The sequence below is a fragment of the Exiguobacterium sp. HSB13 genome (genome assembly GCF_056764755.1).
The window spans coordinates 1,204,150-1,230,117 of sequence record NZ_JBUZOM010000001.1; the positions used below are offsets into that span (position 1 = coordinate 1,204,150).

Genomic DNA, 25,968 nt, shown 5'->3' on the forward strand with positions numbered 1-25,968 from the left:
CCACTTTTTTTATAGTGTAGCTAGTCCTTTTGTCCGCTTTTTTCCCTCTCGACACATATCAAGTAACGGGCACGCTTCACAGTTCGGACGTTGTGCCTTGCAGTGATACCGTCCAAAGAAGATGAATTGGTGATGGAGCTTTGACCACCGCTCCCGTTTGAAACGACGCATGAGTGTCGCTTCGACCTGCGTGACATTATCCTTCCAGCGACAGATCCCGAGGCGTTTTGAGACACGTTCGACATGTGTATCGACCGCAAATGCCGGGACATCAAAGGCGACAGACAAGACGACGTTCGCCGTCTTACGTCCAACGCCAGGTAATGCTTCGAGCCCGGCGCGTTCCGTCGGGACTTCTCCATCGTGTTGCGTAAGGAGTTGTGCCGCAAGCGCCTTGATGTTTTTTGCTTTATTCCGGTATAATCCAAGTCGTTTGATTTTGTCCTCGATTTCCTCGACCGGTGCCGTAGCAAGCGAAGCAGGATCCGGATACGCCGCGAATAATCCAGGCGTCACCTGATTGACGAGCACATCGGTCGCTTGTGCACTGAGTGCGACCGCGACGACAAGTTCAAACGGATTACGGTGAATCAACTCACAAAATGCATCTGGAAACATCTCTTCTAGCGTTGCTTCAATCCGATCGATTTCTGCTTTTCGTAACATCTACTCAACCTCCCCGCCCTGCGAGATCCTCGAGCGTCTTGATCCCTTCACGTTCCCACGTCCGTAAAATTTGATTGATATAAGTCATTTTACGGACATTATGATAGACCGCTTCTCGAAGTGCGGCAAGCACCAGTTCTTCCGAAATGTTCTCGATCGTCAACCACTGAATGATCTGCTCCATCTGAAACGGTGACATCATCCCGAGTTCCCGTTCGAATTGTTGGAAGACGGACGGATTGATCGTATCAAAGTTCGGTGTTTCCTGTTCCGGTGGTGCCATCAGCTTTTCGTACAACGGAACAAGCGAATAACGTTCTGACCCGTTGACGTTTTCCATTGCCAGTAATCCTTTTTGCAATAGACCGAGAGTCGTCTCGATCGTTTCCGTCTCTGATAGTCCGAGTCGATTGCTTAACTCTTCCGGTGACGGCATCTCCATGCCTTCCGCCCGACAAGCAAACAGTTGTCCAATCAACGTGAACTCGACAAAACTGATGCCTAACCGTTTTGCCTCGGTGAACAATCGTTTTGGTAAGACGACGGTCCCTTCTTCAAATAATTGCACTAAATTATGATTCATCGTATTTCCTCGATTCTCTAGTCTAAACAAGAAATCGACCCGTCGAGACGATGGGTCGATGTTTTTCTTTACTGCTTAAGGATAGAGACGGTTCAGCAGACGTGGGAACGGAATCGTTTCCCGAACGTGCTCGACGCCTGTGATCCAAGCGACTGTCCGCTCTAAACCAAGACCGAAACCACTGTGTGGCACAGAACCGTATTGACGTGTTTCAAGATACCATTTATAGGCACCCGTCTCGTCAAGACCGTGTTTCTTCATCTCCGCGAGAAGTTTCTCATGATCTTCTTCACGTTGTGAACCACCGACGATTTCCCCGTATCCTTCTGGGGCAATCAAATCATCACATAAAACGAAGTCTGGGTTTTCCGGATCTTCTTTCATGTAGAACGGTTTGATCGCTTTTGGCCAGTGCGTGATGAAGACAGGACGTGCGAAGCTGTTCGCGATCGCTGTCTCGTGTGGTGCACCAAAGTCATCGCCGAATTCGATATCGTCGAATCCTTGCTCCTTGAGCATGTCAATTGCTTCCGTGTACTTGACGCGTGGGAACGGTGCGTTGATATTCTCAAGGACCGTCAAGTCACGACCAAGCAATTCGAGTTCCGCACGACAGTTTTTGAGTGCCGATTGCACAAGGTGCGAAACGTAGTTTTCTTGGACTTCGAGGTTCATCTCGTGGTCGTGGAATGCCATCTCAGGCTCCATCATCCAGAATTCGATCAAGTGACGACGTGTTTTTGATTTTTCAGCACGGAACGTTGGACCGAACGAGAAGACCTTTCCAAGTGCCATTGCTGCCGCTTCCATGTAGAGCTGACCAGATTGTGAAAGGTACGCATCTTCATCGAAATATTTCGTGTGGAACAATTCTGTCGTTCCTTCTGGCGCGCTACCTGTCAGGATTGGCGGATCCACTTTAATGAATCCTTCTTGGTTGAAGAATTCGTACGTCGCTCGAATCAATTCGTTCCGAACGACCATGACCGCATGCTGGCGCTTTGAACGCAACCAGAGGTGACGGTTGTCCATCAAGAAATCCGTTCCGTGTGCTTTTGGAGTGATCGGATAATCGACTGCTTCATGGATGAGCTCAATCTTAGAGATTTCCATTTCGTGACCGATCGCTGTCCGACCGCCGTCTGATTTGATTACACCTGTCACCCAAAGTGACGATTCCTGCGTTAAGCCTTTTGCTTGTTTGAATAAGTCTTCGCCGACGGTTTCTTTGACGACGACACCCTGCATGAATCCAGAGCCATCCCGAAGCTGGAGAAAAGCGATCTTACCGCTTGAGCGTTTGTTTGCTAACCAACACCCGATCGTCACTTCTTCTCCTACATATTTGTTTACTTCTCGAATCATTGCTTTCAACAGTCAACATCCTCTCTCTATTAAACGGCTGTATGTGCCGTGATGAATCCTTCAATCCGGTCGAGTGCTTCTAAGACACGTGCCGGGTCCGTCGCGTAAGATAGGCGGACATAGTCCGGTGCACCAAATCCTGAACCTGGAATCAAGGCGACCTTCGCTTCAGATAAAACAGCTGTACACCAGTCGTCGACATTATCGAATCCACACATCTCAGCAGCTTGCTTTGCATGTGGGAACAAATAGAATGCCCCTTCCGGCTTCAAGCACGTCAATCCTTTGATTTCATTGAGTCGTGCATAAATTTTCTCAAGTCGTTCTTCAAAGATGACACGCATCGCTTCGACCGGTGCATCGCCTTCTGCATACGCAGCAACTGATGCTGCTTGCGCAATCGATGTCGGGTTCGACGTCGAATGGCTCGCTAAGTTTGTCATCGCTGAGATGATTTCCTTCGGTCCGATTGCATACCCGATCCGCCAGCCTGTCATCGCATGGGACTTCGAGACACCATTGATGATGACCGTCCGTTCGCGCATCTCTGGCAAGGACGCGATCGAGATATGTGTCGCACCGTTATAGAGCAACTTTTCATAAATCTCATCACTGATGACGAGTAGATCATGCTTGATCGCAACATCTGCTACCATCTCGAGCTCTTCTTTCGAATAGACCATTCCTGTCGGATTCGATGGTGAATTCAAGACGAGTGCTTTCGTTTTTGGAGTAATGTGTTGCTCGAGCAATTCCCGTGTCACTTTGAAGCGAGACGATTCGTCCGTTTCTAAAATGACCGGTACACCGTCACTGAGTTTAATTTGCTCCGGGTAACTGACCCAGTATGGTGCTGGGACGATGACTTCATCGCCTGGATCAAGAATCGCTTGGAACAACGTTGATAGTGCATGCTTTGCTCCTGAAGCAACCATGACTTCTGAGCGTTCGTATGGCATCCATAAGTCACGGCGTGTCTTTTCGATGATCGCATCCTTCAAGGCAACCGTTCCGCCAGACGGCGTATACTTCGTATCGCCCGCTTCTGCTGCCTCGAATGCTGCTTGGATGATGAATTCCGGTGTATTGAAGTCGGGCTCTCCCGCACCTAAACCGATGATGTCTTGACCTTCTTCACGTAGTGCCTTGGCTTTCGCTGTGATGGCTAGCGTTGTAGATGGTGTCAATTGTCGTACGCGTTTCGATAACATGTCGCCCACTCCCTTTACTTGATTCGTAATCGTTTGATGAAAGAACCTTCTTGATACGTGTAATACGAATAATCATAACCTGTCGTCGTCTTTGAAACGATCTCGATGACGGCACGCTCCTCAAAGCCGTACTTAGCAGACACGATGTCTCCGAGTTCTGGATGATCCGCGATGACCGTTTTGATAGCAATACCATCAGCAACCGGTCGTGTCTCAATCGTTCCTTTTTTCGGAACGAACGCCCGTACCGCCTGTCCGTTCTGCTTCATCGTAAAAACGACATATTGACGTTTCCCGTTAAAGACAGACTCGAACCGGACGTCCGTCGGTTTGAGTTCTTTTTTCAGACGTGCCTCTGCTTGCTCGGCGACGCTCTGTTCCCGGTCTTTTGCCTCAGCGATCGTCACCTGATAAACGGCGGTGCCAAGCACAGTCAAAAGGATGAGTGCACTCAGCAGACCGAGCGTGATTTTCCACTTCATGTGCGGTAGATGGTGAAGACCATCTGCTCCTTGTCTTTTTCATCGAGAGCAAGACCGAACATTAAATCTTCCGTTTTCAGTGTCCGATTCAACAAGTCGACGATTTTATACGTATCCTCATGGCGGTTCACTTTGACGGTCGCAAGTGTTTCAATTTTTGAATCCATCTGTATGTCCTCCCTCATTTTTCTCTATCTATTATAATGCGATAGGGTTTATCTGAATAGACTCAATCGCCATCATTCAAGAACAATTCTAGTTCTGCCGTTAGTTCATCAAGTGGTTTTGATAAAACAGGCACTTTCGGCAGACTCGTCACGAACCGTTTTCCATAACGTGTCGTCTCGATCCGTCGATCGAGTACGAAGACGACACCTCGGTCGTTCGTCGTCCGGATCAAGCGACCAAATCCTTGCTTAAAGCGAATGATGGCTTGCGGTAAACTGTATTCGAAAAATGATGATTTCCCGAGTTTTTCGATCCGTTCCGAACGTGCCTGGACAATCGGTTGATCCGGTGGTGCAAACGGCAACCGGACGATGACGAGACAACTGAGGTCATCTCCTGGGATATCGACCCCTTCCCAAAAACTAGCTGTTCCGAACAAGATACAGGCGTCGAGTTGTTTGAATTGTTTCATCAGTCGTTGCCGTGAACCTTGCGTGACCCCTTGCGAGAGTAACGTAAACCGGTCAGGTAGTAACGGCTTCGTCGCTTCATGCGTCAGTCGAAGTAAATCGTTTGACGTAAATAAGACGAGCATCCGCCCTTCCGTCACCTCTGCGATTTGTAAGATGGCTTCTGCAATCGTCTCTGCGAATTCCGGCAATGGCACATCCTGTAGGAGCGGAAGATCCGTCGGAATCATCAATCGTACGTTATCGGCATATCCGAATGGTGACGGAACGACGAATCGACGTGTCTCAAACGCATCAAGTCCTAATCGGTTCTCAATGAATTGGAACTTGTTCGAGACGGTCAACGTCGCAGACGTCAGGATACACGTCCGTTTCGAAAAGACATCGCGACGTAGTCGCTCTGAAATGTCGATTGGTTGTGTATACACGCGTGTCAGTTTTCGATTCTTAACGGACGTTTCGATCCAAGATACCGTATCGTCGTGCGGAGCAAGCATTGTCTCGAAGATGGCGAGCTCCGCTTCTTCGATTTGAGACGTAATCGCTTTTAAATCCGCGACGAGTGAACGCTCCCGATAACTCATCTGCTCACGGTGTTCGTGGAATAGTTTATGAATCGCACGGATTGCTTGACGCAAACGACGCAACACTAATTCAACCCGCTTGGCACTCTCTTGAACAGCACGCATCGAACGGTCGAGTCGCTTGAAGCGAATGCTGACCATCCCTTCCCGACGTGCTTTGCGGGAAGCCAGTTCGAGCCCGTACGCTTGAATGATCATCAACAGCCCGTCCGCCTCTTCGAGCAATGTCGTCAACGCCTCATCGACTGTCTCACTATGGGCTTCGACCATCTCGGCGATGTCCCATTCTTCCGACAGATCGAGCAAGCGGTGTAACAATTTTTTGTCGGACGAATATCCGAGTTGTCGGAACAAACGATCAAACGTATGTCCATCAAAGACGAGACCAAAATGATGACTCGCGACTTCTTCGATTTGGTGCGCCTCATCAAGAATCAACGGACTTCCTTTCGGTAAGACCCCTGCCTCGAATTGAAGGTCACTAAACAACAAGGCGTGGTTCGTAACGATAATCGTCGCATCCTTTGCCTGGCGAATCGCGTGTTGGAAGAAGTCCCGGCTGTACCATGGGTCAAACCGTCCAAGCTGCGATTGGCTATCAGACTGGATCAACTGTTTGATGCCGATATTGCCTTGCGCAGCACCGCCTGGTAAGCTGACTTCTTCTAAATCTCCCGTTTCTGTTTCCGTCAACCAGACGAGCAGAATCGCTTTTGCGAGCGTGAAGTTATAAGCATCCTCTTGATCATTCAAGAAAAATTCGAATTTCCGTAAATCAATGTAGTTACTTCGTCCCTTAAGTAATGCAATCTGGACCGGTGCCTCGAACAGCTGACGCAAGAGCGGTAAATCACGCGCGAACAATTGCTCCTGCAATTGAATCGTGTGCGTACTGACAACGATTGGTACTTCATGTTCGAGTGCGTAATGCGCTGCAGGCACAAGATAACCGAGCGATTTTCCTGTTCCCGTCCCTGCTTCGACGAGTAACGGTGTTTCTTGATCGAGCGATTGATAGACATGACGCATCATCTCGAGCTGCCCACGTCGCTCTTCATATCCTTCGAATAGACGAGGGAACGTCACGGCATTCAATTCATCAACGAATGGTCCAAACGGTTCAAGGACGGGTGGATGTGCCAACCGCTCTATCGTCTGGCGTTTTTTCAAAGCGATTTTTCGAAAACGATCGAATCGCTCATCCTCTTCGATACCGACTAAACGAATCGCATGGTCGATTTCCTCTTCGATGGCACTGAACAGGCGCGGTGATAAACGTCTTAAGTGCTTTAATGTCTCAAGCGGCAACGTATGTAGTCGTTTGAGTAGTTCAAGCAACAATTCAGCCGTCGCCGAAGCGTCACTCCCTGCCCGGTGCGCCTCTTGATGGGCAAGGTGTAATGACTCTGACAGATGCGACAGCGCGTGGCTTTCTGCTGTCGGAAGTAAGATTCGTGCGAGTTCGACCGTATCAATGACAGGACCTGTGTACGGCAAGTATCCTTCCTCTTCTAACGCATCGTTTAAGAAGTTTAAATCGAACTGCACATTATGTGCGACGAAGACACCACCATCGAGCAATGATAAGACACGCGGTGCGATGACATCGAATGTCTCGGCCTCTTTGACATCCTCATCCGTGATGCCCGTCAACTGGGAAATGAACGGAGGAATCGGTTGGGTCGGACGCACGAAGGCAGACAATTGTTCTGTCAACTGTCCATCTTCAATGACCGCCATGCCGATCTCAATCATCTCATCGCCAGCCTTTATGGAATGACCTGTCGTTTCCAGGTCGACTACGACGTACTTTTTCTTCAACACTGATCCTCCACCTTTTATCCATCCTCTCCATGATCGGACGGCATCTCATTTTTCATCTTAACAAAAAAAGAGACCCGCTGACATGATCGGGTCTCTAAAATTTCATAAGATCGTGTGGGCGATTTCTTGAGACAACATTTGTTTGATGTCGTTCTGCTCATTTAGAACAGCCACTTTTGGGACATGTGTCGCGATTTCTTCCGTCGACAATTGCGCATACGCCATGATGATGACCTCATCCCCGACTTGGAAATGACGTGCTGCCGCACCGTTTAAACAGATGACACCTGAACCGCGCGCACCTTTGATCGCATACGTTTCAATCCGCGCACCGTTCTGGTTGTTCGTCACTTGGACTTTTTCATTTTCAAGAATTCCGACAGCATCGAGTAAATCTTCATCAATCGTAATCGAACCAACATAGTGTAAGTTTGCCTCGGTGACCCGGGCCTTGTGTAGTTTAGCGTGCATGAATGTGCGTAACATCGTCATGCTCCTCTCGTATATAGTAAATTATCGATCAACCGTGCCGATGCGAACTGCACGGCGACAGCTAAGAGAATCGTAGTCGTTTGTTCAGTGACAGATCGTAGTGATGGATAGTCGACAGCTTCGACGTAATCGATCGTGGTTCCCTCGAATTGAAGTGCTTCGCGAGTCTGCTCGAGAACCGTTTCAACTGGCACCCCTTGATCGAGTGCTTGTTTCGCTTGTTGTAACGCCTGCTGGATTCCCGGTGCTTGCGCACGTTCTGTTTCCGATAGATAGACATTACGTGACGATTTCGCTAGACCATCTGCTTCGCGAATGATTGGGCAACGGACAATCTCAACCGGAACAAAGTAATCAGCGACATACGCTTCGATCAATGCGAGCTGTTGTGCATCCTTCAGACCGAAATACGCACGGGTTGGACGGACGACGTTCAACAGTTTACTGACGACCGTCAAGACACCGTCAAAATGCCCTGGTCGTGATGCGCCGCATAAGACATCATCACCGGAGCGGACCGTAACACGGGCCATATCCAGCGGATACATCGTCTCGTTCGTCGGATAGAACAGATAATCGACTCCTTCTGCCTCCGCGATTTTCTGATCCCGTTCTGCGTCTCGTGGATAACGATCCAAATCCTCGTTTGGTCCGAATTGCGTCGGGTTGACGAAAATACTCAAGACGACGACATCATTTTCTTGTCGTGCTTGTTTGAGCAAGGAAGCATGCCCTTCATGCAAGAATCCCATCGTCGGTACAAAACCGATTGAACCGGCTCCCGCTAAATGTTCGCGTAACGTCTGGACGTCCTCGATAATCTTCATTCCTTGTTCCCTCCATAAAGCGCACCAATCAGTTCTTCGTCCATCTGGAACGAATGTGCTAGTTCAGGGAAGGCACCGGCTTTGACGTCTTTGACGTAAGCTGCGATTGCTTCCGTTCCTGAAGTATTCCAGTCCGTGTACGCTTTAACAAACTTCGGTAAACGACCGACGCCATACGTCAAGATGTCATGATAGACAAGTACTTGACCGGCGACTTCTGCGCCGGCACCGATTCCGATGACGGGAATCGAGAGGAGCTCTTGAATCCGTTTCGCGAGCGGATGCGGCACACACTCGAGCACGAGCATCTTCGCTCCGGCACGCTCTGCTTCCAAACTGTCTGCAATCAGTTGTTCGGCTGCTTCTAGTGATTTCCCCTGGACCTTGAATCCTTCAAGAACGCCAACGGATTGTGGTGTTAATCCGAGATGCGCGACGCAAGGCATCCCAGCATCCGTCAAACGACGAATCGTCTTTAAGATTTCCCCTGCCCCTTCTAGTTTCAAGGCATCTGCCTGTGATTCTTGGAAGATGCGGGCTGCTGATTCAAGCGTGCGATCAAATGAACCATGATAGCTTGCGAACGGCATATCGACGATCATGAACGTCTGTGGTGCGCCGCGGCGAACGGCACGCGCATGATGAACCATGTCGTCGACCGTGACGGCAATCGTTGAATCATAGCCGAGGATGACGTTCCCGAGGGAATCGCCGACGAGCAACATATCAACCCCTGCTGCCTCCGATAGTTTTGCTGAAGGATAATCATACGCCGTCAACATGACGAGCTTTTCTCCAGCTTGTTGTTTTTTCAGTAATGGACCCATTGTGTGCATTGTGTTCTCTCCTTACGTGTGTAGGGAGGACAAAAGGAAAACGCCTTCTTCTCCAAAATAAATGCATGCGGAAAAGAAGGCGGAATAATTGAATATCGTCCTTCTGTCCCTGTCCGTTAAGATCAAGGCAGTTGAAACAGCTAAAACTGGCACCTGTCAATTTGGTATGGTTCCGATGAGCGGATACCATCCGTGGCTTTATTATACATGACGGGAAAAGCTCTCTGCAAACCGTCTGATTCAAACCCTTATTCTTTTTCCCAGTAAATCAGCTCTGCTGAATGGAAACGGGTCTCACCTGTTTCCGTCTTAATCCGAATCGTACCCGTCTCGTCAATACCGAGCAATGTTCCGGAAGCGGTCATCTGACGTGTCCGCAGTGTCACTTGTTCATGTAAGCGGTCAGCGAGTGTTTCCCACTCGGAGACGAAAGATCCGAACCCTAGCTCGAGCCACTGCTTGTATAGTCGTTCAAATCGATTCAAAAACGTCGCGACGACTTCCGCACGTCGGAAAGTTCTTCCTGATTCTCGGACAAGCGAGGTAGCACGATCTTTGATGCCTTCGGGAAACCGTTCGTGATGGACATTGATGCCGATGCCGATGATGACCGAACTGATCCGGTCCGCCTCGGTCTGCATTTCCGTCAAGATGCCTGCTACCTTACGACCGTTGATCAAGATGTCGTTCGGCCATTTAATCGTAACCGGAACATCGAATGTCCGGAGAGACTGTGCAAGTGCAATACCTGCTACAAGTGTTAATTGACCTGCTTGATGCATCGGTACATCTGGTCGGACGAGTAGACTCATCGCGATGCCTTCATTTTTCGCCTCATGCCACGTTCTCCCTAGCTGTCCGCGTCCATTCGTTTGGTGATCGCATACGACGAGTGTTCCTTCTGGTGCATGCTGTTGCGCTTGTTCATGTGCAATCCGTTGCGTTGTATCCAGTTCTTCGAAATGAAGGAGGTGGCGACCAAGACGCGCTGTCGTCAACCATTGTTCAATGGCAATCGGCGTTAGCAAATCGCCTTCATCGACTAATTGATAACCTTGTTTTTTATTCGAGATGATCTGGTATCCTTCTTCTTTTAAAATTTGCATATGCTTCCAAATAGCGGTACGTGAAATATTTAACGTCTCTGCTAATTCTTGTCCGGAATACCACGTCCGCTGACGAAGTGCGATCAAGATTTGTTCTCGGACTGAGTGTGCCATCGCTCTACCTCCTCCATTAATGCCGTTCGGTCGTTTGGACAAGATCGCATGACGACGCTATTCTCCAAGTGCAAGAGCGCTTCCTTGATCTGTTGCTTTTGAAGACCGAGGCGGATCATATCTTTTCCGTCGACAGCGAGCTCTTTGCGACCACGAATCGGTAAATCCGAACGATCCGGATAATGCTTTCCCGTCATTTCCCGAAGAGTCGTCAGTTCTGAGTCCGACAACTGATAACGATCCCAGTCCTGTAACGGTCGATGCAACAGGGGTGCCAAACGTGTAGCGAGCTGGACTTGATGTTTCGATCGTTTCCAGCGCGTCAATTGGTCTCGCGCAAGACCCGCATCGAGCACGAGTGTCCAGACGGCATCTTTTGAAACACCCCGAAGCGACTGCTGCGCAAGTCCTTTGACGATTTCTGAAGTCATGCCGGGTAAATAGCGTTCGATGCCAGTGCGTAGCATCGCCTGTAACGCCCGCTGTTTTCCCGGACCAAGTAAGAGCTTCTCGAACTCAATCGCGATCCGCTCAATCGCAACGGCCGCTAGATGCGGAGCGAGTTCGACAATTGCTTGTTCCGTCGCCTCGTCAAGCGAGAAATCCAGTTGGCTCATGAAGCGGAACGCCCGCATCATCCGAAGCGCATCTTCATTAAAACGTTCGGTCGGTTTGCCGACCGTCCGGATGATCCGCTCTTCGATGTCACGCACTCCTCCGAATAGATCGACGCGACCCGTTGGTCTGAGTGCCATCGCGTTGATCGTAAAGTCGCGTCGGGTCAAATCCTCTTCCAAACTGACACCAAGCGTTACCGCATCCGGTCGCCGGCGATCGCTATACGTTGCTTCCGAGCGAAACGTCGTGATCTCGTACGGCACGTGGTTGAGAACGACCGTCACGGTTCCATGCTCGAGTCCTGTCGGAATGACGACAGGGAATAAGTCGATGATTTGTTCCGGTAACATCGAGCTCGCTAAATCGTAGTCTCCAGGTGTCCTATCGAGTAACATGTCACGAACGGCACCACCGACGATATACGCTTCACCACCAGCTTCCTCGATCGTCTGAATGATGTGATGTGCCCCTTCAAGCAAGTTCATGACGTGCACACACCCGTTCATAGACTTGTTCATAACGACGGACGATCTCATTTGAATCAAAACGACGACGGGTATCACGAATGCCTTCCTCTGCCATCCGTTCCCGTAACATCGGATCATCTGCGAGTTCACCGATTCGTGCCGCAGCTACTTTGACGTCGTAGGTTGGAACGATATACCCGGTTACGCCGTCCTGTATGACTTCCGGTAAGCCACCTGCTGTCGAGACGACACTCGGGACCCCAATTGCCATCGCCTCAAGGACGACGAGCCCGAACGCTTCTTTTTCCGACAACAGGACATGAATATCACTGATGGCGAGCAATTGCGCGACGTGTTCCTGTTTACCAGCAAAGATCACTTTGTCGTAAATGCCGAGTTCCTTTGCACGACGTCTCGTTTGTCCCATCTCTGGACCATCCCCGACAAGTAAGAGACGCATCTTCCGGTCTTTCGCTGCAATGGCGAACGCCGCAAGCGTATCATCGATTCGTTTGACCGGTCGGAAGTTCGAGATGTGAATGACGACGACTTCGTCCGCTTCGATGCCGTAATGCCGCTTCAAGCGTTCATCCCGCATCGGATAATAGACGCTCTCATCAATCGAGTTCGGAATGACATCAATCGCGTAATGGGCGTTAAGTGTCGCATTCGTCTCAAGCGCTAGACTCTCGGAAACAGCTGTGACCGCATCCGATTGTTCGATGCCGTACCGGATGGCCGGTTGCATCTCTAAGTCTTGCCCGATGACGGTAATGTCTGTTCCGTGTAACGTCGTGACGACGGCAACGCCTTTTTTCTTCGCCATATTTCGCCCAAGTTCTGCACAGACAGCATGCGGAACGGCGTAATGCGCATGGATGACATCGAGATCGAATAAATCAATGATCTCTGCGACTTTTGACGCCAACGTAATGTCGTATGGTGGATATTTAAAGACGGAGTACTGGTTGACCTCAACCAAGTGGACCGTGATGTTTGGACGATATTCTGTCAGCCGAAACGGCATGCTTGACGTGATGAAGTGAACGTCATGTCCACGATCCGCCAGTTTCATACCGAGCTCTGTTGCGACGACCCCACTCCCGCCGACGGATGGATAACAAAGAATCCCAATTGCTTTTTTCATGATAAGACCACACTCTCTTTATGACTTCTATTCGTCTCTATTCTAAGCAATATCGATCGGAATGACCATACTGATCACTTTTCGACTGATTTTCAGAGGAAAAGCTAGTCTTTTTCCGACTGTGCCGTTACCCTAGAGAAAGAGTCTTGATTTGAAAGGAGCATACGGAAATGGCACCTCCATTCCAGTTTCCGATCCGGATTCAGAACATCCTCTGGATTTTAGTCGGATCATTTATCTTTGCTTTTGGTATTTATCATTTTAACGTCCAAAATGAATTGGCAGAAGGCGGCTTTACAGGGATTACCTTAATTTTAAAAGGATTGTTCGGATTATCTCCATCGATCACGAACTTAGTGTTGAATGTCCCACTTTTTTTCGTCAGTTATAAAATTTTGGGACGGACGACCTTCGTCTACACGTTGGTCGGTACATTCAGTTTTTCCTTCTGGTATGGATTAATTGCCAAATATTCACCTCTTGTCATCGACCTGCGCGACGATATGGTGCTTGCTGCGCTCTTTGCCGGTGTCTTCATCGGCGTAGGTCTTGGTATCATCTTCAACAATGGTGGTACGACAGGTGGCGTCGATATCATCGCGCGTTTGACGAAACGCTACTTCGGTTGGTCGATCGGTCGAACTTTCTTGATTTTCGATTTCTTCGTCATAGTCGCATCCTTGACGTATCTCGATTACAAACAAGCGATGTATACGTTACTTGCCGTCTACGTCGGCGCCCGTGTCATCGATTGGATGCAAGAGGGCACTTATGCTGGTAAAGCAGCGATGATCATCAGTGATCACCGGACGGAGATTGCAGACGGCATTCATGCGACAATGAATCGTGGCACGACCCGTCTGATCGCGAAAGGCGGTTACTCCGGACGAGATCTCGAAGTATTGTACGTCGTCGTCGCTCGTAATGAAATCAATCGCTTGAAGACACTTGTAAAGAGTGTCGATCAGCACGCCTTCATCACGTTGCATGATGTCTATGAAGTAACGGGAGAAGGATTCACGTTCGACGAAAACCGGGTTCCGATCAAAGAAACCTAAACAGACAAAAAACACGGATCGCTCAAACGAGCAATCCGTGTTTTTCGTTTTAGTCATCACTTGATGGGTTGAAGACGAGCAGTGCAAGACGAAGAAACTCGGCGACGGCAACGAGTGTTGCTGCGACGTACGTCCAAGCCGCTGCGTTCAAGACACGACGTGAACCACGTTCTTCTTCGGCATCAATGATACCATGCTCCGTCAACTGCGCCATCGCTCGATTCGAGGCATCAAACTCAACCGGTAACGTGACGAGTTGGAAAATGACGGCACCGAGCATCAAGACGACACCAAGCATCGCAAGACCACTGAAACCGGCAAACAGACCAATCAACAACAGTGGGAACGATAAATTCGACGTGATCGACGCGACAGGTGCGATCCGGTGACGGACACGCATCATATTGTAATCCGTCGCATCTTGAATGACGTGACCGATTTCGTGTGCTGCGATCGAAACGGCTGAGACCGTCGAACCGTAATAGACGTCTTCCGACAAACGAACGACTTTGTTCGTCGGGTCATAATGGTCGGACATCGTTCCACCAATCGGCTCGAGACGGACGTTCGTGATCCCGTTCTGCTTCATGATGAAGTCGGCGACCTGTGCCCCTGTCACCCCACTTTGAATCGGAACATCTTGATATTTTTTATAGGTGCTCCGCACCCGCATCTGAGCCCAAATCGGGACGATGATGATGATCGCGAGATAGATCAAATAGTTTGCCACGAGACATCGTTCCTTTCTTTTTTTGATTATAGGTCTATTTTATGTTCAAGTGATCTTATTGTCAATTGAATCGCGTGCGACAAGCAGATATCCCATCAAAAGACATAATCCGGTCAACCAGAAGGAGCCGTATCCGATCCACTGAATGTGCTCCGCAAGCGCCGGATAGCGCGGCCATTGTCCGAGGACGTAATCGACGACATCGTTGTGGATGACCCAGATGGCGACGAGGACGAGCTCCTTGACGCGAAACGTCATTAGCGGACTGTATAACAATGCCTGGAACGCCATCGCTCCGTGCGACACCATCAACATCAGTGCCATTGCCGTTAAGGTCGCATTCTCCGTTCCGAGTTGATTCAACATCAACGCATTCATGACGACTGCCCAGACGCCATATTTGATCAATGTCACGAACGCGAGCGCTTCAAACAGTCGGGAACGTCGTCCAAAGATCCAGAGAAAGACGATGATCGTAAAGAAGAGGGAGGCGGTCGGGCTATCCGGAATGAACGGATAGTAATACCACTTCGATGTCGCAAGTTGCGGTTCATACCAGATGTAGCCGTAGATCGTTCCTGCTAAGTTGATCAATCCGACGATCCAGAGTACTGCTTTATGGCGGAGTAATGTCAAAATACCTTGCAATTGTTTCACCTCATCATCGACAAAAGCCGGAGGATTGCTCCCCCGGCTTTTGGCTTATTTATTGTTTTCGCCGCCTTCACCGTATGAAGCGATGAATTTCGCGAGTTCTTTACGATCCGCATCTGATCCTTTGTACTGACCAGCAGGCATCGAACCGACACCTTTATCTGCGATCTCATAAATCTCTTCTTCTGTCTTCTTCGTACCAACGAGTGCCGGAGCTGCTGCTCCACCCTCGAGGTTTTTACCGTGACAGTTGACACATGACTGGTTCGAATAAATTTCGTATCCTTTTGCCGAAGTATCAATTTTTGGTCCTTCGTTCATCGTCAACTCACCTTGTTTATGGATTGTATCCCAGTGAGTCGTTTGAACAGATTCCCATGTCAAGAAGACGATCGAGACGACTGCGAGGAGCATCATGCTGACTGCGATCGGACGTTTCGCAGGACGACGTTCAAGACCTTGGTCGAGCCATGGCGCGACGAGAAGTGCTGTGAACGCAAGACCTGGAAGGATGACCGTCCCCATCAAGATGTATGGACCTGCAGCGAATTGGTATTTCAAGAGCTGATAGAGGAATAGGAAGTACCAGTCCGGAAGTGGAATGTACGACGTATTCGTCGGATCGGCAATGTTTTGAAGTGGTGCTGCTTCTACGATTGTCAGTGTCATGAAGCCGATCAAGAAGACCGCTCCAACCATCCATTCGCGAAGTAAGAAGTTTGGCCAGAACGCTTCCGTTCGACCTGGATATTCCGAGTAGTCTTTCGACTTGTTCGGCATCCGGTTGTTGATCGACACCCGTGAATCGGTGACGAATTTCATTCCTTTACCACGATGCATCGTGTTCTCCCCCTTTTTTGTTGTCTAGATGATAGTCGGTTTAAAGTGGTCCAGAGATCCCTTGTTTACGGATCATCATGAAGTGGGCCCCGAGCAAGACGAACAATGCTGCAGGAAGGAAGAAGACGTGAATCGCAAAGAATCGAGCGATTGTACTTGCGCCGACGATTTCTCCACCCGCAAGGAGGGTCTTCGCGATACCACCGATGACCGGAATACTTTCAGCAATCTGAATCGTAACTTTTGTCGCGAACAACGCTTTCATGTCCCAAGGCAATAGGTATCCTGTCAGACCGAGAGCTAAGACGACGAAGAACAAGAGAACTCCGACGACCCAGTTCAATTCACGTGGTTTCTTGTATGAACCAGTGAAGAAGACACGTAATGTATGTAGGAACAACATTACGATAACGACCGACGCACCCCAGTGGTGCATACCACGAACGATTTGTCCGTGTGCGACTTCATTTTGAAGATAGTAGACGGACGCGTGTGCGTTGATGATGTCCGGTACATAATACATCGTCAAGAACATCCCCGAAAGAATCTGGATGACGATCGTAAAGAACGTCAATCCGCCAAAACAATAAACGAAAGCTGAAAAGTTATGTGCCGGGTTGACGTGCTCCGGTACTTCATGGTCGGCGATATCTCGCCAGAGCGGCGTAATGTCAACGCGCTCATCGATCCAATCATAGATTTTTTGCATCATCGCTTACGCACCTCTTTCGACTGGTTTACCAAGGTAGAGGAAACCATCTTTCTGCTGCATTTCATAACCATCGAGTGGTTTCGTCGGAGGCGTTCCTGGAACGTTGACGCCATCCTTCGTGTACCGACCGAAGTGACATGGGCAATAGAATTGCTCCGGGTGCGTCGGATCTGAACCGAAGCTGACTTGGCAACCTAAGTGTTTACAAATTGGTGAGAGGGCTAGAATTTCTCCCTTATCATCTTTGAACACCCAAGCTGACAACGTTTCTTCGAACTCATACCATGCATCTTGCGTTTGTTTCTTGAAGTCGACCCGTTTTGGTTCTGTCGTGATATCCGACAACTTCATTACTTTTACTTTATCGCCTGCTCCTGATTTCTTCAGGACTGGATCAACTGCGAAGTTGACCATCGGCATGACCATCGTCGCCGCCATGAAACCGCCGACGCCTGTCAATGTATACGTCAAGAACTGACGACGTGTTACGTTAGACCCGTTTTGAGCCATCTCGATCCCCCCTTGTGATGTACGCTGTGCCCCAAGACGACAGTACTTCACACAAATTTCTCACATGGTAATAGTATCTTAATAAAATCATTGCGTCAACCGCTTCATAGCGCGGTCCAACGGTTTCCTAACTGTTCGAGAACTTGTCCAACAAAATTCCCGACCATCTGACCTTGTTGGTCACGACTCATCGTCTCAAGAGCTAGACGTGGCACGTAGATAATCTCTTCGGCGGCAGTCTCCTTCCACCTTAAATCAGCGGTGATGAAGGTGATGAAACGGAATTGCCCGGAAGCAGCCGCTTGACGCCATCCTTCCAACTGTTCGATCGACGGTGCATCGATGTAGGTCAGAGCCGGAACGAGCAACGCCCGTCCGGATAGCTGGCGTTCGACTTCGGACGCCACCGTCAATGTCATGTCTGCGCATTCCGCGTAAGCATGCATCGCCTCATCGAAACCGACCGGAAGCAAAGGCACGATCAGCGTATCGATGTACGCTTGCTCGCTTCGTGTCCGCTGTACGTCGGATGGTTTGAAACGCAAGTCATTTCCCCCTTTCTTCGTACTTACAATTCGTCACATTTAATGTATCATATCCGCATTTCCTCCTACTCTCTTAATGTGAACGTTTTATGAAATTCCACTCTATTTTTCTTCATATTTTGCACAAATCTTCACATACGAAAGGACCCTATCGCCTGCACTGGGCAATAGAGTCCTTCTGTTAAGGAAGTTGACTTCGAACGAGCCGTAACTGTTCGGAAAGGGAGTGGAACCGATGTTGATCGCGTGCATCTAGCGCTTCATCAATCAAGCGGACTAACCGTTCTTCTTCCTGCCGATTGACCGTGACCGCGATGAAATGTGTCGCTTCATCCGCTAAACGCGGTTCAACAGCAACTTCTGGGCGAAACGGATTTTCTTCTAGTAAAGACAAATACTCGTCATCCATCATCATACCTTGGAAGTTCAACTCGATATAGATATCTTCCGAGGTCAGGCGGATGTCATGATACGCTTTTTCTGGATCTAACGTCGTGACATCCCCTTTTTTGAAGAGAAACGGTTCTGCATCGAATCCGTATGTCGTCATGATGATTGCCTTCGGTGCGAAGGTCGCATTTTGGACGAAGTGTACTTGCTCGAGTTTTGCCTCATTACGCAGCCAATAATCGATGATCCATTTCGCTTCCCGTCGCTTTAACGTGTAATAGGTCAAGATGCGGCGTAAGAATCGCTGCTTTCTCTCTATCATCTCAATCCTACTCCCTTCTCCCGTGAAGTCATCCATCCATTCGTTCAACATAGTCGACGAGTTCGTTATCTTCTGGTGTCAACTGGGCAGCGCGACGGAGGAGACGTTGCCCCTCTTCACGCCGTCCTTCCTCGACGAGTGCAAATCCATACTCTTTCAAGAAGAGCGCATCTTCCGTGAATGCACCTTCGACTATCGCATAATTCTCCATCGCTTGTGTGTATTCCTCTAAGGCATACAAAGCGCGTGCCCGGTACCATGTCAGAATCGGAGCCGTGACGTGTTCTTCGATGGCAGAGATCGTCTCGATCATCGCTTCGTGGTCCTCGTCTTCAGCTAGTAACGAAAGCAAACGTTCCGCTGCGACGATTGATTCCGGATTCAAGGCAAGTGCTTCACGCAACGCTTGGACGCTTCCTGCGCGATCACCGAGTTTTAGAAGGAACAAGGCTTCCATCGTCCGCAACTCATCATTGTAATCGTCGCGCTCCATTCCTTGTTTGATGACGTTCAGCGCTTCTTTCGTCAAACCAAGTTCGGCTTGGCTTTCCGCATATGGTACGTACGCCGACGTATAGTCTGGATCCTGTGCAATCAATTGCTGGAATGTCTCGACCGCTTTTTGATGTTGACCAACACGGTGAGCCGTCATCGCAAGACCAAACAGCGTATGCAGGTCGGAGCGTTCTGCGACAGCACGTTCGTACAGTGGAATCGCATCTTCAAATTGTCCTGTCATCGCGAGCGATTCCGCATAAAGGGCATCGAGCGGCAATTCAGCACGTAACTCTGGACGCTCCGCGATTTCAGCGAATAACGGTACCGCCTGATCAAACGCGCCGAGCGTCATGTAGAGCTCAGCCAAACCGTATGCAAGTAACGGTTCGTCCGGCGCAAGATTACGTGCTTCCTTCAGCTTCGCTAACGCTACTTCGTCAAGACCTTGCGACTGATAAAGGTCCGCAAGTAAAACAAGAGACCGGGGACCATATTCCATGTCCGACGTATCAACCTGCTCGAGGACCGAGATCGCTTCTTCTTCGCGATCCAAATCGATATAACATTCTGCAAGTAACAAGGCAACTCCCGCGTTACCCGCATATTCAACGTAAAGTGGTGCCAAGAGATCGACCGCCCGGTCAGACAATCCGAGTTCGATATAGAGATCGGCAACGGCGAGGCGGTCCTCATCCGTTCCTGTCTTTTCGAGTTTTTCTAATGCTGCTAACGCTTCTGAGGTGTGACCATGTTCTAATTCTTCGATGATGCCATTCAATAGTTGTTCATTCAAGGCAAACGCCCCACTTTCTGTCATCCGCCTATTGCTTACTCAGATTGGTCGGATTGAAGTTTCTTTAAATCATCATAGAACGTTGGATAGCTGACTTCAACTACTTCGCGTCCATGAACCATAATTTCCGGATTGATCGTCGCTGCGATCGTTAACATCATCGCGAGCCGGTGATCACCTGCACTGTCGACTTCCGCTGCTTGCAAAGATGTCGGTCCTTCGATGATCATGCCGTCATCCGTCGCCTCGATGTTCGCCCCAAGACGCTGTAATGCCGTCACGACCGTCTCGATCCGGTCCGTTTCCTTGATACGAAGCTCTTGTGCATCGCGAATGATCGTTCGTCCTTCCGCTTGCGTCGCAAGTAAAGCGAGTAACGGGATCTCATCAATCAAGGATGGAATCTGATCCCCTTCGACGGTGATCGCTTGTAACGATGTCGTCTCGACGGTCACATCTGCCGTCTCCTCTCCACCGTCTTCTGAGCGATGATTGATTTCGACACTTGCACCCATCTGTCGTAACGTCTGTAAAAAACCGATCCGTGTCGGATTCATCAAGACGTGGGTCGTCGTGATGCGACTATCCTGACCGATTGCTGCTGCCGTCCACCAAAACGCTGCTGACGATGGATCCCCTGGAATGTCCAGTGACGTCGCGTGTAAGCGTACAGGACCCTGTACACGAATGTGCCGACCATCCTCGCGTTCATCGATTGTTACGTCAACGCCGAACTGTGGCAGCATCCGTTCTGTATGATCGCGTGACAGGACCGGCTCAATGACAGTCGTCTCACCCGTCGCATGCAGACCTGCGAGCAACACGGCACTTTTCACTTGCGCACTTGCAACTGGCAATGTATACGTCGTTCCGACAAGCGGCGTTCCTGTGATATGAAGTGGTGCCGTCTCACCTGTGATGTTCGCTCCAAATAAGGCAAGCGGTTCCGTGATCCGTTTCATCGGACGTCTTCGCAAGGAAGCATCGCCATCGAGCGCATACGCCGCTTGACCGCCTGCTAGGATACCGCTCAAGAGACGAATCGTCGTCCCCGAGTTTCCGCAATCGATCGTCGCTTCTTGGAACGTATCCGTTCCGGTGATCCGAATTTCCTCTGGTGTTCGATCGATCTGCGCACCAAGCGCCTGCATCGCTTCTAGTGAAGCGAGACAATCAGCTCCTTCAAGCGCATTTCTGACACGTGTTGTTCCCTCGGCAATTCCACCGAACAGGAAAGCACGGTGCGTCATTGATTTATCGCCTGGTACTTGTACAGTTCCTCTTAAGCCCATTCTAAACACCTCACTGTTTGATTGAATGCTTGGCGCAATCGTTCTTCGCTCATCGCTTCTAAAATGAAGCGTCCTTCTTTTTCAAGGACGAATCGAATCGTTGCTTGGTGGTTCTTCTTGTCGCGACGCATCAGTTCGAGATAGGTCTCGAACGATTGTCGATCTGGCAATTCCGTTCCGAGACGGTGGAGCAATTGCCCGAGCTGCTTCGCCTGTCCGTCATTTCCTTCCAAGAACTTGACGAAGACGAGTCCGATTCCTACGGCCTCGCCATGCGACAGACCCAGACTCGCATATTCAACGGCATGACCGAATGTATGTCCATAATTCAAGAAGGCACGCATCCCTTGCTCCGTCTCATCTTGTTCGACGATATCCCGTTTCACATTAATCCCTCGTGCGAGCCAGTCTTCTAAATCGAGTCCTTTAACAGTATCCAGCGAAACATCGAGTAACGAATCCGCAAATGATGGTCGCGAAAGGAACCCATGCTTGACTAACTCAAAGAAGCCACTTCTCCATTCCCGGTCTGGTAATGTCTGAAGGAGCGTTAAATCATACACGACACCACTCGGCTGATAAAATGCACCGACTAAGTTTTTACCAAGGGAGAGGTTGAGACCAACCTTTCCACCAACACTTGAATCATGCGCTAACAGTGTCGTCGGAATTTGAATGAACGGGATGCCGCGTAAAAAGGTTGCCGCGACGAATCCCGCTAAATCCCCAATCATACCACCACCGAACGCAAGGATAAGGCTATGGCGTGTCATCCCATACCGAATTCCTTCTTCAAGTAGAGCGCCGTATACGGCAAGCGACTTACTGTTCTCACCAGGCGCAACGGTACTGATGTGAACATCGATCGACGGCGATATATCCGCTAACGCAGCCTGCAATCGATTCATCTGCAAATGATGTACCGTTTCATCCGTGATGACCCAGATGCGGTCCGCCTTGTTTAGCGCTGAAAGATGCGATAACCGGGCTAATGCCCCATTTCCGACAAATACGGGATATGACGTTTTCAACCGGATATCAAATTCGATCAAAACGTCCGAACCTCCTCTTTATAAGCAGCGACGGCAGCCTGAAGACGATCGAGTGTCGATGTCCCGAACATTTCAAGGATAGCAACCGCAATCTCAAACGCGACGACGGCTTCTAGGACAACCGATGCGGCTGGAACGGCACAGGCATCACTTCGCTCGATTTGAGCCGTGAATGCTTCCTTCGTCTCGATATCGACTGATTGCAGTGGACGATAGAGTGTCGGAATCGGCTTCATCGCGATTTGGACGCGAATCGGCATGCCTGTCGACATCCCACCTTCGATTCCGCCTAGATGATTCGTCCGCCGATGATATCCGGATGCATCATGAACGATTTCATCTTGGACGGTACTTCCCTTGCGACGACCAAGTTCATATCCGTCACCAAAACCGACTGATTTCATCGCGTTGACACTGATGACAGCTTGTGCAATCCGGCTGTCGAGCTTTAGATCGTTTTGGGTGAAGGACCCGACGCCAGGCATCATGCCCGTCACGACGACTTCGATTTCACCGCCGAGTGTATCCCCTTCTTTTTTAGCCGCATCGATTTCCTCCATCATCCGTTGTCCAGCCATCTCATCTGCACAACGAACGGGTGAAGCATCAATCGTTTCCTGATGTTCGACGGGATCCTTCCACGGTGCATCGATTCCACCAATCGACCGTACGTGCGAGAACACTTCAATTCCGAGTTCATTCAGTAATTGTTTAGCGAAGGCACCGACCGCTACACGTGCTGCTGTCTCACGAGCGGAAGAACGTTCTAGCACATCGCGTAAGTCGCGATGACCGTACTTCAATCCACCAACGAGATCCGCATGTCCGGGACGTGGACGCGTCAACGTTCGCGGGCGCTCCAACTGTTCTTCGAGCGGTTCTGCTTGCATGACTTGTGTCCAGTGCGTATGATCCTTATTCTCGATGAACAAACTGATCGGTGATCCCGTCGTGTACCCGTGACGAATCCCGCCACGTGCATCGATTTGATCTTGTTCGATTTGCATCCGTCGTCCGCGTCCGTATCCCCCTTGGCGACGTGTCATTTCACGCTGGATGGCTTCAAAATCAATCGTGAGTCCTGCCGGCATCCCATCGATGATGACGGTCAACCCTTTTCCGTGTGATTCTCCTGCTGTCATGTAACGCATTCGCTTCATCCCTTCCTGTTCAACCGATTTTTTCGTAAAAGAAGCTCTGTTTCATCTTTAATCCAAACCGTTCGGGTTGGAAAATTTGTTCCGTTCCACCAACGAATAGGATTCCGCCTGGCTTTAAGGCCTCGACGAACGAACGATAGACGTGTGCTTTTGCTTCTTCTGTAAAATAAATTAGTACGTTGCGGCAGATGATTAAATCAAACCCCGTATCGTACCGGTCTCCTAACAGATTATGTTTACTGAAACGAACGAGTCGTTTGATTTCCGGAACGACTTCGAACGTTTGCTCTTGCTCGATGAAGTATTGCTTTTTACGGGCTTCGACGACTTCATTCAATGCAGAAGCTCCGTATCGACCAAGCTTGGCTTTTTCAAGGACGAGTTCATCCAAATCTGTTGCTTGAATCGTAAAGGCGGACGGATCGAGCCGTTCACTTAAAATCATCGCGAGGGAGTACGGTTCTTCTCCGGTCGAACAAGCTGCGCTCCACGTCCGGATTCGTCCATGTGCTCGCGACTCTAGGATCGGTAAGATATCTTGTTCCAATTGTTGCCAACGAATCGGATTACGGAAAAATTCACTGACATTGATCGTCATCCGATCTAAAAATTCGTCGTATAACGATGTGTCCTTATCCATTGCCTGCATATAAGAAGCAAATGTACTGTATCCTTTTTTATCACGTAACGCCGTCAATCGCCGTTTCATCTGTGCTTCTTTATACTGACCGAGGTCAATCCCTGATTTGGTCTTGAATCGTTGAATAAAAAGTTCATAATCTTGCAATTGGCACACCTCACTCACTCTCGATATCGAATGGTCATCTCCATGACCGGTTCAACTTATTTTCTATAGTAGCATAAAGCTATAGGCATTCCAAAAAGCAATTAGACAATTGGGTCATTCCGTTTTACAAGAACACGACAAAAGGGATTCGATCAAATCGAATCCCCTCCCCGTTGTCTTTCCATTCATTTATTACGCGTTGACTGGCTGTCCTTGAAACCAGAGGGAAAGCTCACGCTCCGCACTCTCGACACTATCTGAACCATGGATGACGTTTTCACTCATCGTGTTCGCGAAATCACCACGAATCGTTCCAGGTGCTGCTTCAAGTGGTTTTGTTTTCCCGATCATCAAACGAGAAACAGCGACGACGTCTGCACCCTCGACACGAAGTGCAACGACAGGACCCGATGTGAGGAAAGTGACCAACTCTCCAAAGAACGGTTTTTCCGCATGCTCTTCGTAATGTGCTTTTGCGAGCTCTTCTGTGACGTTCATCATTTTCATTTCACGAATGATGAATCCTTTGCGTTCGATCCGTCCAATGATTTCCCCAATCAATCCACGTTCTACGCCATCCGGTTTGACCATCAAAAATGTCTGTTCCATCTCTAGTTCCCCCTATGAAATGCTTTTAGAAAAGCGCTTACATAGTCAGTTTACTGGCTTTTGAGAAGAACAGCAAGAAATTTTTGACAATCTTCATCCTTTTCGTTTTCCAACGTAGCGTGCGACTTCTTCAAGTGAACGCTTAGCTGAGGATTTAGGTAAGGGTTCAAGACGTTTGATGGCACGATGGATATAATGATCGACTGTTTGTTGCGTTCGTTCGAGAGCACCGGAAGTTTGAAGAAACGACAATAACGGTGCGACTTCTTCATGCGTTGGCATACTCTCGATTTTCGAAAGACGTTCATAAAAGACAGCATCTTCTGCACCATAAAAGACAGGTAACGTTTTGTGTCCATGACGCAAATCCTCTGCTACTGGCTTACCAAGTTCTGTGCGATTTGCGGTGAAATCAAGCAAATCGTCAGCAATTTGAAAAGCGAGTCCGATATCTCGTCCAAACAACCGTAACGCTTTCGTATCGGCTGCAGAACAGTTCGCAACAATTGCACCAAGATGGCAACTCGCTTCGATAAGAATGGCTGTTTTTCGTTCAATCCGTTTGATATAGCGCTTAATCGACTGTTCCCAATCATATTGGTCGTAGATTTGTTCAATCTCACCTTCACAAATTTCACGCATCGTATGGACCATCACTTGGACAAGTTCCGGCTTTCCGACTTCACCAATCAACCGAATCGCCTCTCCAAACAAATAATTCCCGGAATACAATGCTACTTCTTCATCGAAATATTGCATGACGGTCGGTTTTCCTCGTCGTAGTTCCGCATCATCAATGACATCGTCATGAACAAGTGACGCCATATGGACAAGTTCAAGACTTGCTGCCACACGAATCAGTTCATCTCGATCTGCCTCACCGAATTTAGACGCTAACAATACGAACGCTGGTCGAATCCGTTTTCCACCAGCCTTCAACAATTGTTTTCCGGCCGCATCGATCGTTGGTTCCTCAGAGGCGATATGACTGATCAGAAAACGATCGACTAAATTAACTTCCTTCGTGACATCACGGTATATGGAATGCAGTGACAT

At 49.2% G+C, this 25,968-nt stretch carries 28 protein-coding genes; 1 reads left to right on the forward strand and 27 read right to left on the reverse strand.

Going from position 1 to position 25,968, the window contains the following annotated elements:
• Nucleotides 1-9 precede the first annotated feature (9 nt).
• The 13 genes from nth to bshA form a co-directional block, all read right to left on the reverse strand.
• Nucleotides 10-666: an endonuclease III gene (gene nth, locus ACZGCQ_RS06575; RefSeq protein ID WP_069940824.1), complete on the reverse strand. Its 657-nt coding sequence runs from the start codon at nucleotides 664-666 to the stop codon at nucleotides 10-12.
• Nucleotides 667-670: 4 nt separating this feature from the next.
• Entirely contained in the window at nucleotides 671-1,249 is a 579-nt protein-coding gene (locus tag ACZGCQ_RS06580) for a DnaD domain-containing protein (protein ID WP_029341990.1), read from the reverse strand.
• Nucleotides 1,250-1,324: 75 nt separating this feature from the next.
• On the reverse strand, nucleotides 1,325-2,623 hold the full coding sequence (gene asnS, locus ACZGCQ_RS06585; protein WP_481265903.1) for an asparagine--tRNA ligase: 1,299 nt from the start codon (nucleotides 2,621-2,623) through the stop codon (nucleotides 1,325-1,327).
• Between the two features lie 20 nt (nucleotides 2,624-2,643).
• On the reverse strand, nucleotides 2,644-3,825 hold the full coding sequence (locus tag ACZGCQ_RS06590) for a pyridoxal phosphate-dependent aminotransferase (protein WP_481265904.1): 1,182 nt from the start codon (nucleotides 3,823-3,825) through the stop codon (nucleotides 2,644-2,646).
• 14 nt (nucleotides 3,826-3,839) lie between these two features.
• Nucleotides 3,840-4,307: a hypothetical protein gene (locus ACZGCQ_RS06595; protein WP_481265905.1), complete on the reverse strand. Its 468-nt coding sequence runs from the start codon at nucleotides 4,305-4,307 to the stop codon at nucleotides 3,840-3,842.
• Nucleotides 4,304-4,474, reverse strand: coding sequence for a YpmA family protein (locus ACZGCQ_RS06600; RefSeq protein WP_069940825.1), 171 nt, complete (start codon nucleotides 4,472-4,474; stop codon nucleotides 4,304-4,306). Before ACZGCQ_RS06600 ends, ACZGCQ_RS06595 begins: the two co-directional genes overlap by 4 nt.
• A 62-nt stretch (nucleotides 4,475-4,536) precedes the next feature.
• Nucleotides 4,537-7,350 (reverse strand): ATP-dependent DNA helicase DinG, encoded by a 2,814-nt coding sequence (dinG, locus tag ACZGCQ_RS06605; RefSeq protein WP_481265906.1) that lies wholly within the window; start codon nucleotides 7,348-7,350, stop codon nucleotides 4,537-4,539.
• A 105-nt stretch (nucleotides 7,351-7,455) separates the two neighbouring features.
• A complete protein-coding gene (gene panD / locus ACZGCQ_RS06610) occupies nucleotides 7,456-7,839 on the reverse strand; it encodes an aspartate 1-decarboxylase (protein ID WP_029341994.1) in 384 nt (127 codons plus the stop codon).
• A gap of 2 nt (nucleotides 7,840-7,841) precedes the next feature.
• Entirely contained in the window at nucleotides 7,842-8,672 is an 831-nt protein-coding gene (panC, locus tag ACZGCQ_RS06615; RefSeq protein WP_481265907.1) for a pantoate--beta-alanine ligase, read from the reverse strand.
• Nucleotides 8,669-9,508 (reverse strand): 3-methyl-2-oxobutanoate hydroxymethyltransferase, encoded by an 840-nt coding sequence (gene panB / locus ACZGCQ_RS06620; RefSeq protein ID WP_029341996.1) that lies wholly within the window; start codon nucleotides 9,506-9,508, stop codon nucleotides 8,669-8,671. Before panB ends, panC begins: the two co-directional genes overlap by 4 nt.
• A 248-nt stretch (nucleotides 9,509-9,756) precedes the next feature.
• Nucleotides 9,757-10,728 carry a biotin--[acetyl-CoA-carboxylase] ligase gene (locus ACZGCQ_RS06625; protein ID WP_481265908.1) on the reverse strand — a complete coding sequence of 324 codons (972 nt, stop codon included), beginning with the start codon at nucleotides 10,726-10,728 and terminating at the stop codon, nucleotides 9,757-9,759.
• On the reverse strand, nucleotides 10,698-11,831 hold the full coding sequence (locus ACZGCQ_RS06630; protein ID WP_481265909.1) for a CCA tRNA nucleotidyltransferase: 1,134 nt from the start codon (nucleotides 11,829-11,831) through the stop codon (nucleotides 10,698-10,700). The genes ACZGCQ_RS06625 and ACZGCQ_RS06630 overlap by 31 nt, the downstream gene beginning before the upstream one ends.
• Nucleotides 11,818-12,960, reverse strand: coding sequence for an N-acetyl-alpha-D-glucosaminyl L-malate synthase BshA (gene bshA, locus ACZGCQ_RS06635; protein ID WP_481265910.1), 1,143 nt, complete (start codon nucleotides 12,958-12,960; stop codon nucleotides 11,818-11,820). Before bshA ends, ACZGCQ_RS06630 begins: the two co-directional genes overlap by 14 nt.
• A gap of 170 nt (nucleotides 12,961-13,130) precedes the next feature.
• Between bshA and ACZGCQ_RS06640 the strand changes: the two genes are divergently transcribed.
• Nucleotides 13,131-14,018 (forward strand): YitT family protein, encoded by an 888-nt coding sequence (locus ACZGCQ_RS06640; protein ID WP_481265911.1) that lies wholly within the window; start codon nucleotides 13,131-13,133, stop codon nucleotides 14,016-14,018.
• A gap of 49 nt (nucleotides 14,019-14,067) precedes the next feature.
• Here the strand turns inward: ACZGCQ_RS06640 and ACZGCQ_RS06645 are convergent, their stop codons facing one another.
• The 14 genes from ACZGCQ_RS06645 to ACZGCQ_RS06710 all read right to left on the reverse strand — a co-directional run bounded on the left by ACZGCQ_RS06645 (nucleotide 14,068) and on the right by ACZGCQ_RS06710 (nucleotide 25,968).
• On the reverse strand, nucleotides 14,068-14,748 hold the full coding sequence (locus ACZGCQ_RS06645) for a zinc metallopeptidase (protein WP_023468628.1): 681 nt from the start codon (nucleotides 14,746-14,748) through the stop codon (nucleotides 14,068-14,070).
• Between the two features lie 45 nt (nucleotides 14,749-14,793).
• Entirely contained in the window at nucleotides 14,794-15,405 is a 612-nt protein-coding gene (locus tag ACZGCQ_RS06650; RefSeq protein WP_481265912.1) for a DUF1405 domain-containing protein, read from the reverse strand.
• 45 nt (nucleotides 15,406-15,450) lie between these two features.
• Complete coding sequence (locus ACZGCQ_RS06655) at nucleotides 15,451-16,242, reverse strand: menaquinol-cytochrome c reductase cytochrome b/c subunit (protein ID WP_023468630.1); 792 nt, start codon at nucleotides 16,240-16,242, stop codon at nucleotides 15,451-15,453.
• Between the two features lie 40 nt (nucleotides 16,243-16,282).
• Nucleotides 16,283-16,954 carry a menaquinol-cytochrome c reductase cytochrome b subunit gene (gene qcrB, locus ACZGCQ_RS06660; RefSeq protein ID WP_012370658.1) on the reverse strand — a complete coding sequence of 224 codons (672 nt, stop codon included), beginning with the start codon at nucleotides 16,952-16,954 and terminating at the stop codon, nucleotides 16,283-16,285.
• A 3-nt stretch (nucleotides 16,955-16,957) separates the two neighbouring features.
• Nucleotides 16,958-17,464, reverse strand: a complete 507-nt coding sequence (locus tag ACZGCQ_RS06665; protein WP_023468631.1) for a ubiquinol-cytochrome c reductase iron-sulfur subunit — start codon at nucleotides 17,462-17,464, stop codon at nucleotides 16,958-16,960.
• A 104-nt stretch (nucleotides 17,465-17,568) separates the two neighbouring features.
• Nucleotides 17,569-18,009, reverse strand: coding sequence for a DUF2487 family protein (locus tag ACZGCQ_RS06670; RefSeq protein WP_023468632.1), 441 nt, complete (start codon nucleotides 18,007-18,009; stop codon nucleotides 17,569-17,571).
• 181 nt (nucleotides 18,010-18,190) lie between these two features.
• Entirely contained in the window at nucleotides 18,191-18,721 is a 531-nt protein-coding gene (locus tag ACZGCQ_RS06675; protein WP_029342003.1) for a ReoY family proteolytic degradation factor, read from the reverse strand.
• A gap of 28 nt (nucleotides 18,722-18,749) precedes the next feature.
• Nucleotides 18,750-20,036 (reverse strand): tetratricopeptide repeat protein, encoded by a 1,287-nt coding sequence (locus ACZGCQ_RS06680; RefSeq protein WP_231925633.1) that lies wholly within the window; start codon nucleotides 20,034-20,036, stop codon nucleotides 18,750-18,752.
• An 11-nt stretch (nucleotides 20,037-20,047) separates the two neighbouring features.
• Nucleotides 20,048-21,304: a 3-phosphoshikimate 1-carboxyvinyltransferase gene (aroA, locus tag ACZGCQ_RS06685; RefSeq protein ID WP_481265913.1), complete on the reverse strand. Its 1,257-nt coding sequence runs from the start codon at nucleotides 21,302-21,304 to the stop codon at nucleotides 20,048-20,050.
• A complete protein-coding gene (aroB, locus tag ACZGCQ_RS06690) occupies nucleotides 21,295-22,356 on the reverse strand; it encodes a 3-dehydroquinate synthase (protein WP_214727272.1) in 1,062 nt (353 codons plus the stop codon). Before aroB ends, aroA begins: the two co-directional genes overlap by 10 nt.
• Nucleotides 22,353-23,507, reverse strand: coding sequence for a chorismate synthase (aroC, locus tag ACZGCQ_RS06695; protein ID WP_029342007.1), 1,155 nt, complete (start codon nucleotides 23,505-23,507; stop codon nucleotides 22,353-22,355). The genes aroB and aroC overlap by 4 nt, the downstream gene beginning before the upstream one ends.
• A gap of 19 nt (nucleotides 23,508-23,526) precedes the next feature.
• Nucleotides 23,527-24,303, reverse strand: coding sequence for a CheR family methyltransferase (locus ACZGCQ_RS06700; RefSeq protein WP_029342008.1), 777 nt, complete (start codon nucleotides 24,301-24,303; stop codon nucleotides 23,527-23,529).
• A 192-nt stretch (nucleotides 24,304-24,495) separates the two neighbouring features.
• Nucleotides 24,496-24,912: a nucleoside-diphosphate kinase gene (ndk, locus tag ACZGCQ_RS06705; protein WP_029342009.1), complete on the reverse strand. Its 417-nt coding sequence runs from the start codon at nucleotides 24,910-24,912 to the stop codon at nucleotides 24,496-24,498.
• A gap of 93 nt (nucleotides 24,913-25,005) precedes the next feature.
• Nucleotides 25,006-25,968: a polyprenyl synthetase family protein gene (locus tag ACZGCQ_RS06710; protein WP_023468640.1), complete on the reverse strand. Its 963-nt coding sequence runs from the start codon at nucleotides 25,966-25,968 to the stop codon at nucleotides 25,006-25,008.

Bases quoted from the DNA above. Each gene is read 5' to 3' on its own strand.
- nth (WP_069940824.1), bottom strand. From the start codon at position 666: ATGTTACGAAAAGCAGAAATCGATCGGATTGAAGCAACGCTAGAAGAG.
- ACZGCQ_RS06580 (WP_029341990.1), bottom strand. From the start codon at position 1,249: ATGAATCATAATTTAGTGCAATTATTTGAAGAAGGGACCGTCGTCTTA.
- ACZGCQ_RS06590 (WP_481265904.1), bottom strand. From the start codon at position 3,825: ATGTTATCGAAACGCGTACGACAATTGACACCATCTACAACGCTAGCC.
- ACZGCQ_RS06595 (WP_481265905.1), bottom strand. From the start codon at position 4,307: ATGAAGTGGAAAATCACGCTCGGTCTGCTGAGTGCACTCATCCTTTTG.
- ACZGCQ_RS06600 (WP_069940825.1), bottom strand. From the start codon at position 4,474: ATGGATTCAAAAATTGAAACACTTGCGACCGTCAAAGTGAACCGCCAT.
- panD (WP_029341994.1), bottom strand. From the start codon at position 7,839: ATGTTACGCACATTCATGCACGCTAAACTACACAAGGCCCGGGTCACC.
- panC (WP_481265907.1), bottom strand. From the start codon at position 8,672: ATGAAGATTATCGAGGACGTCCAGACGTTACGCGAACATTTAGCGGGA.
- panB (WP_029341996.1), bottom strand. From the start codon at position 9,508: ATGCACACAATGGGTCCATTACTGAAAAAACAACAAGCTGGAGAAAAG.
- ACZGCQ_RS06625 (WP_481265908.1), bottom strand. From the start codon at position 10,728: ATGGCACACTCAGTCCGAGAACAAATCTTGATCGCACTTCGTCAGCGG.
- ACZGCQ_RS06630 (WP_481265909.1), bottom strand. From the start codon at position 11,831: ATGAACTTGCTTGAAGGGGCACATCACATCATTCAGACGATCGAGGAA.
- bshA (WP_481265910.1), bottom strand. From the start codon at position 12,960: ATGAAAAAAGCAATTGGGATTCTTTGTTATCCATCCGTCGGCGGGAGT.
- ACZGCQ_RS06640 (WP_481265911.1), top strand. From the start codon at position 13,131: ATGGCACCTCCATTCCAGTTTCCGATCCGGATTCAGAACATCCTCTGG.
- ACZGCQ_RS06655 (WP_023468630.1), bottom strand. From the start codon at position 16,242: ATGCATCGTGGTAAAGGAATGAAATTCGTCACCGATTCACGGGTGTCG.
- qcrB (WP_012370658.1), bottom strand. From the start codon at position 16,954: ATGATGCAAAAAATCTATGATTGGATCGATGAGCGCGTTGACATTACG.
- ACZGCQ_RS06665 (WP_023468631.1), bottom strand. From the start codon at position 17,464: ATGGCTCAAAACGGGTCTAACGTAACACGTCGTCAGTTCTTGACGTAT.
- ACZGCQ_RS06675 (WP_029342003.1), bottom strand. From the start codon at position 18,721: ATGATAGAGAGAAAGCAGCGATTCTTACGCCGCATCTTGACCTATTAC.
- ACZGCQ_RS06680 (WP_231925633.1), bottom strand. From the start codon at position 20,036: ATGACAGAAAGTGGGGCGTTTGCCTTGAATGAACAACTATTGAATGGC.
- aroA (WP_481265913.1), bottom strand. From the start codon at position 21,304: ATGGGCTTAAGAGGAACTGTACAAGTACCAGGCGATAAATCAATGACG.
- aroC (WP_029342007.1), bottom strand. From the start codon at position 23,507: ATGCGTTACATGACAGCAGGAGAATCACACGGAAAAGGGTTGACCGTC.
- ndk (WP_029342009.1), bottom strand. From the start codon at position 24,912: ATGGAACAGACATTTTTGATGGTCAAACCGGATGGCGTAGAACGTGGA.
- ACZGCQ_RS06710 (WP_023468640.1), bottom strand. From the start codon at position 25,968: ATGTCACTGCATTCCATATACCGTGATGTCACGAAGGAAGTTAATTTA.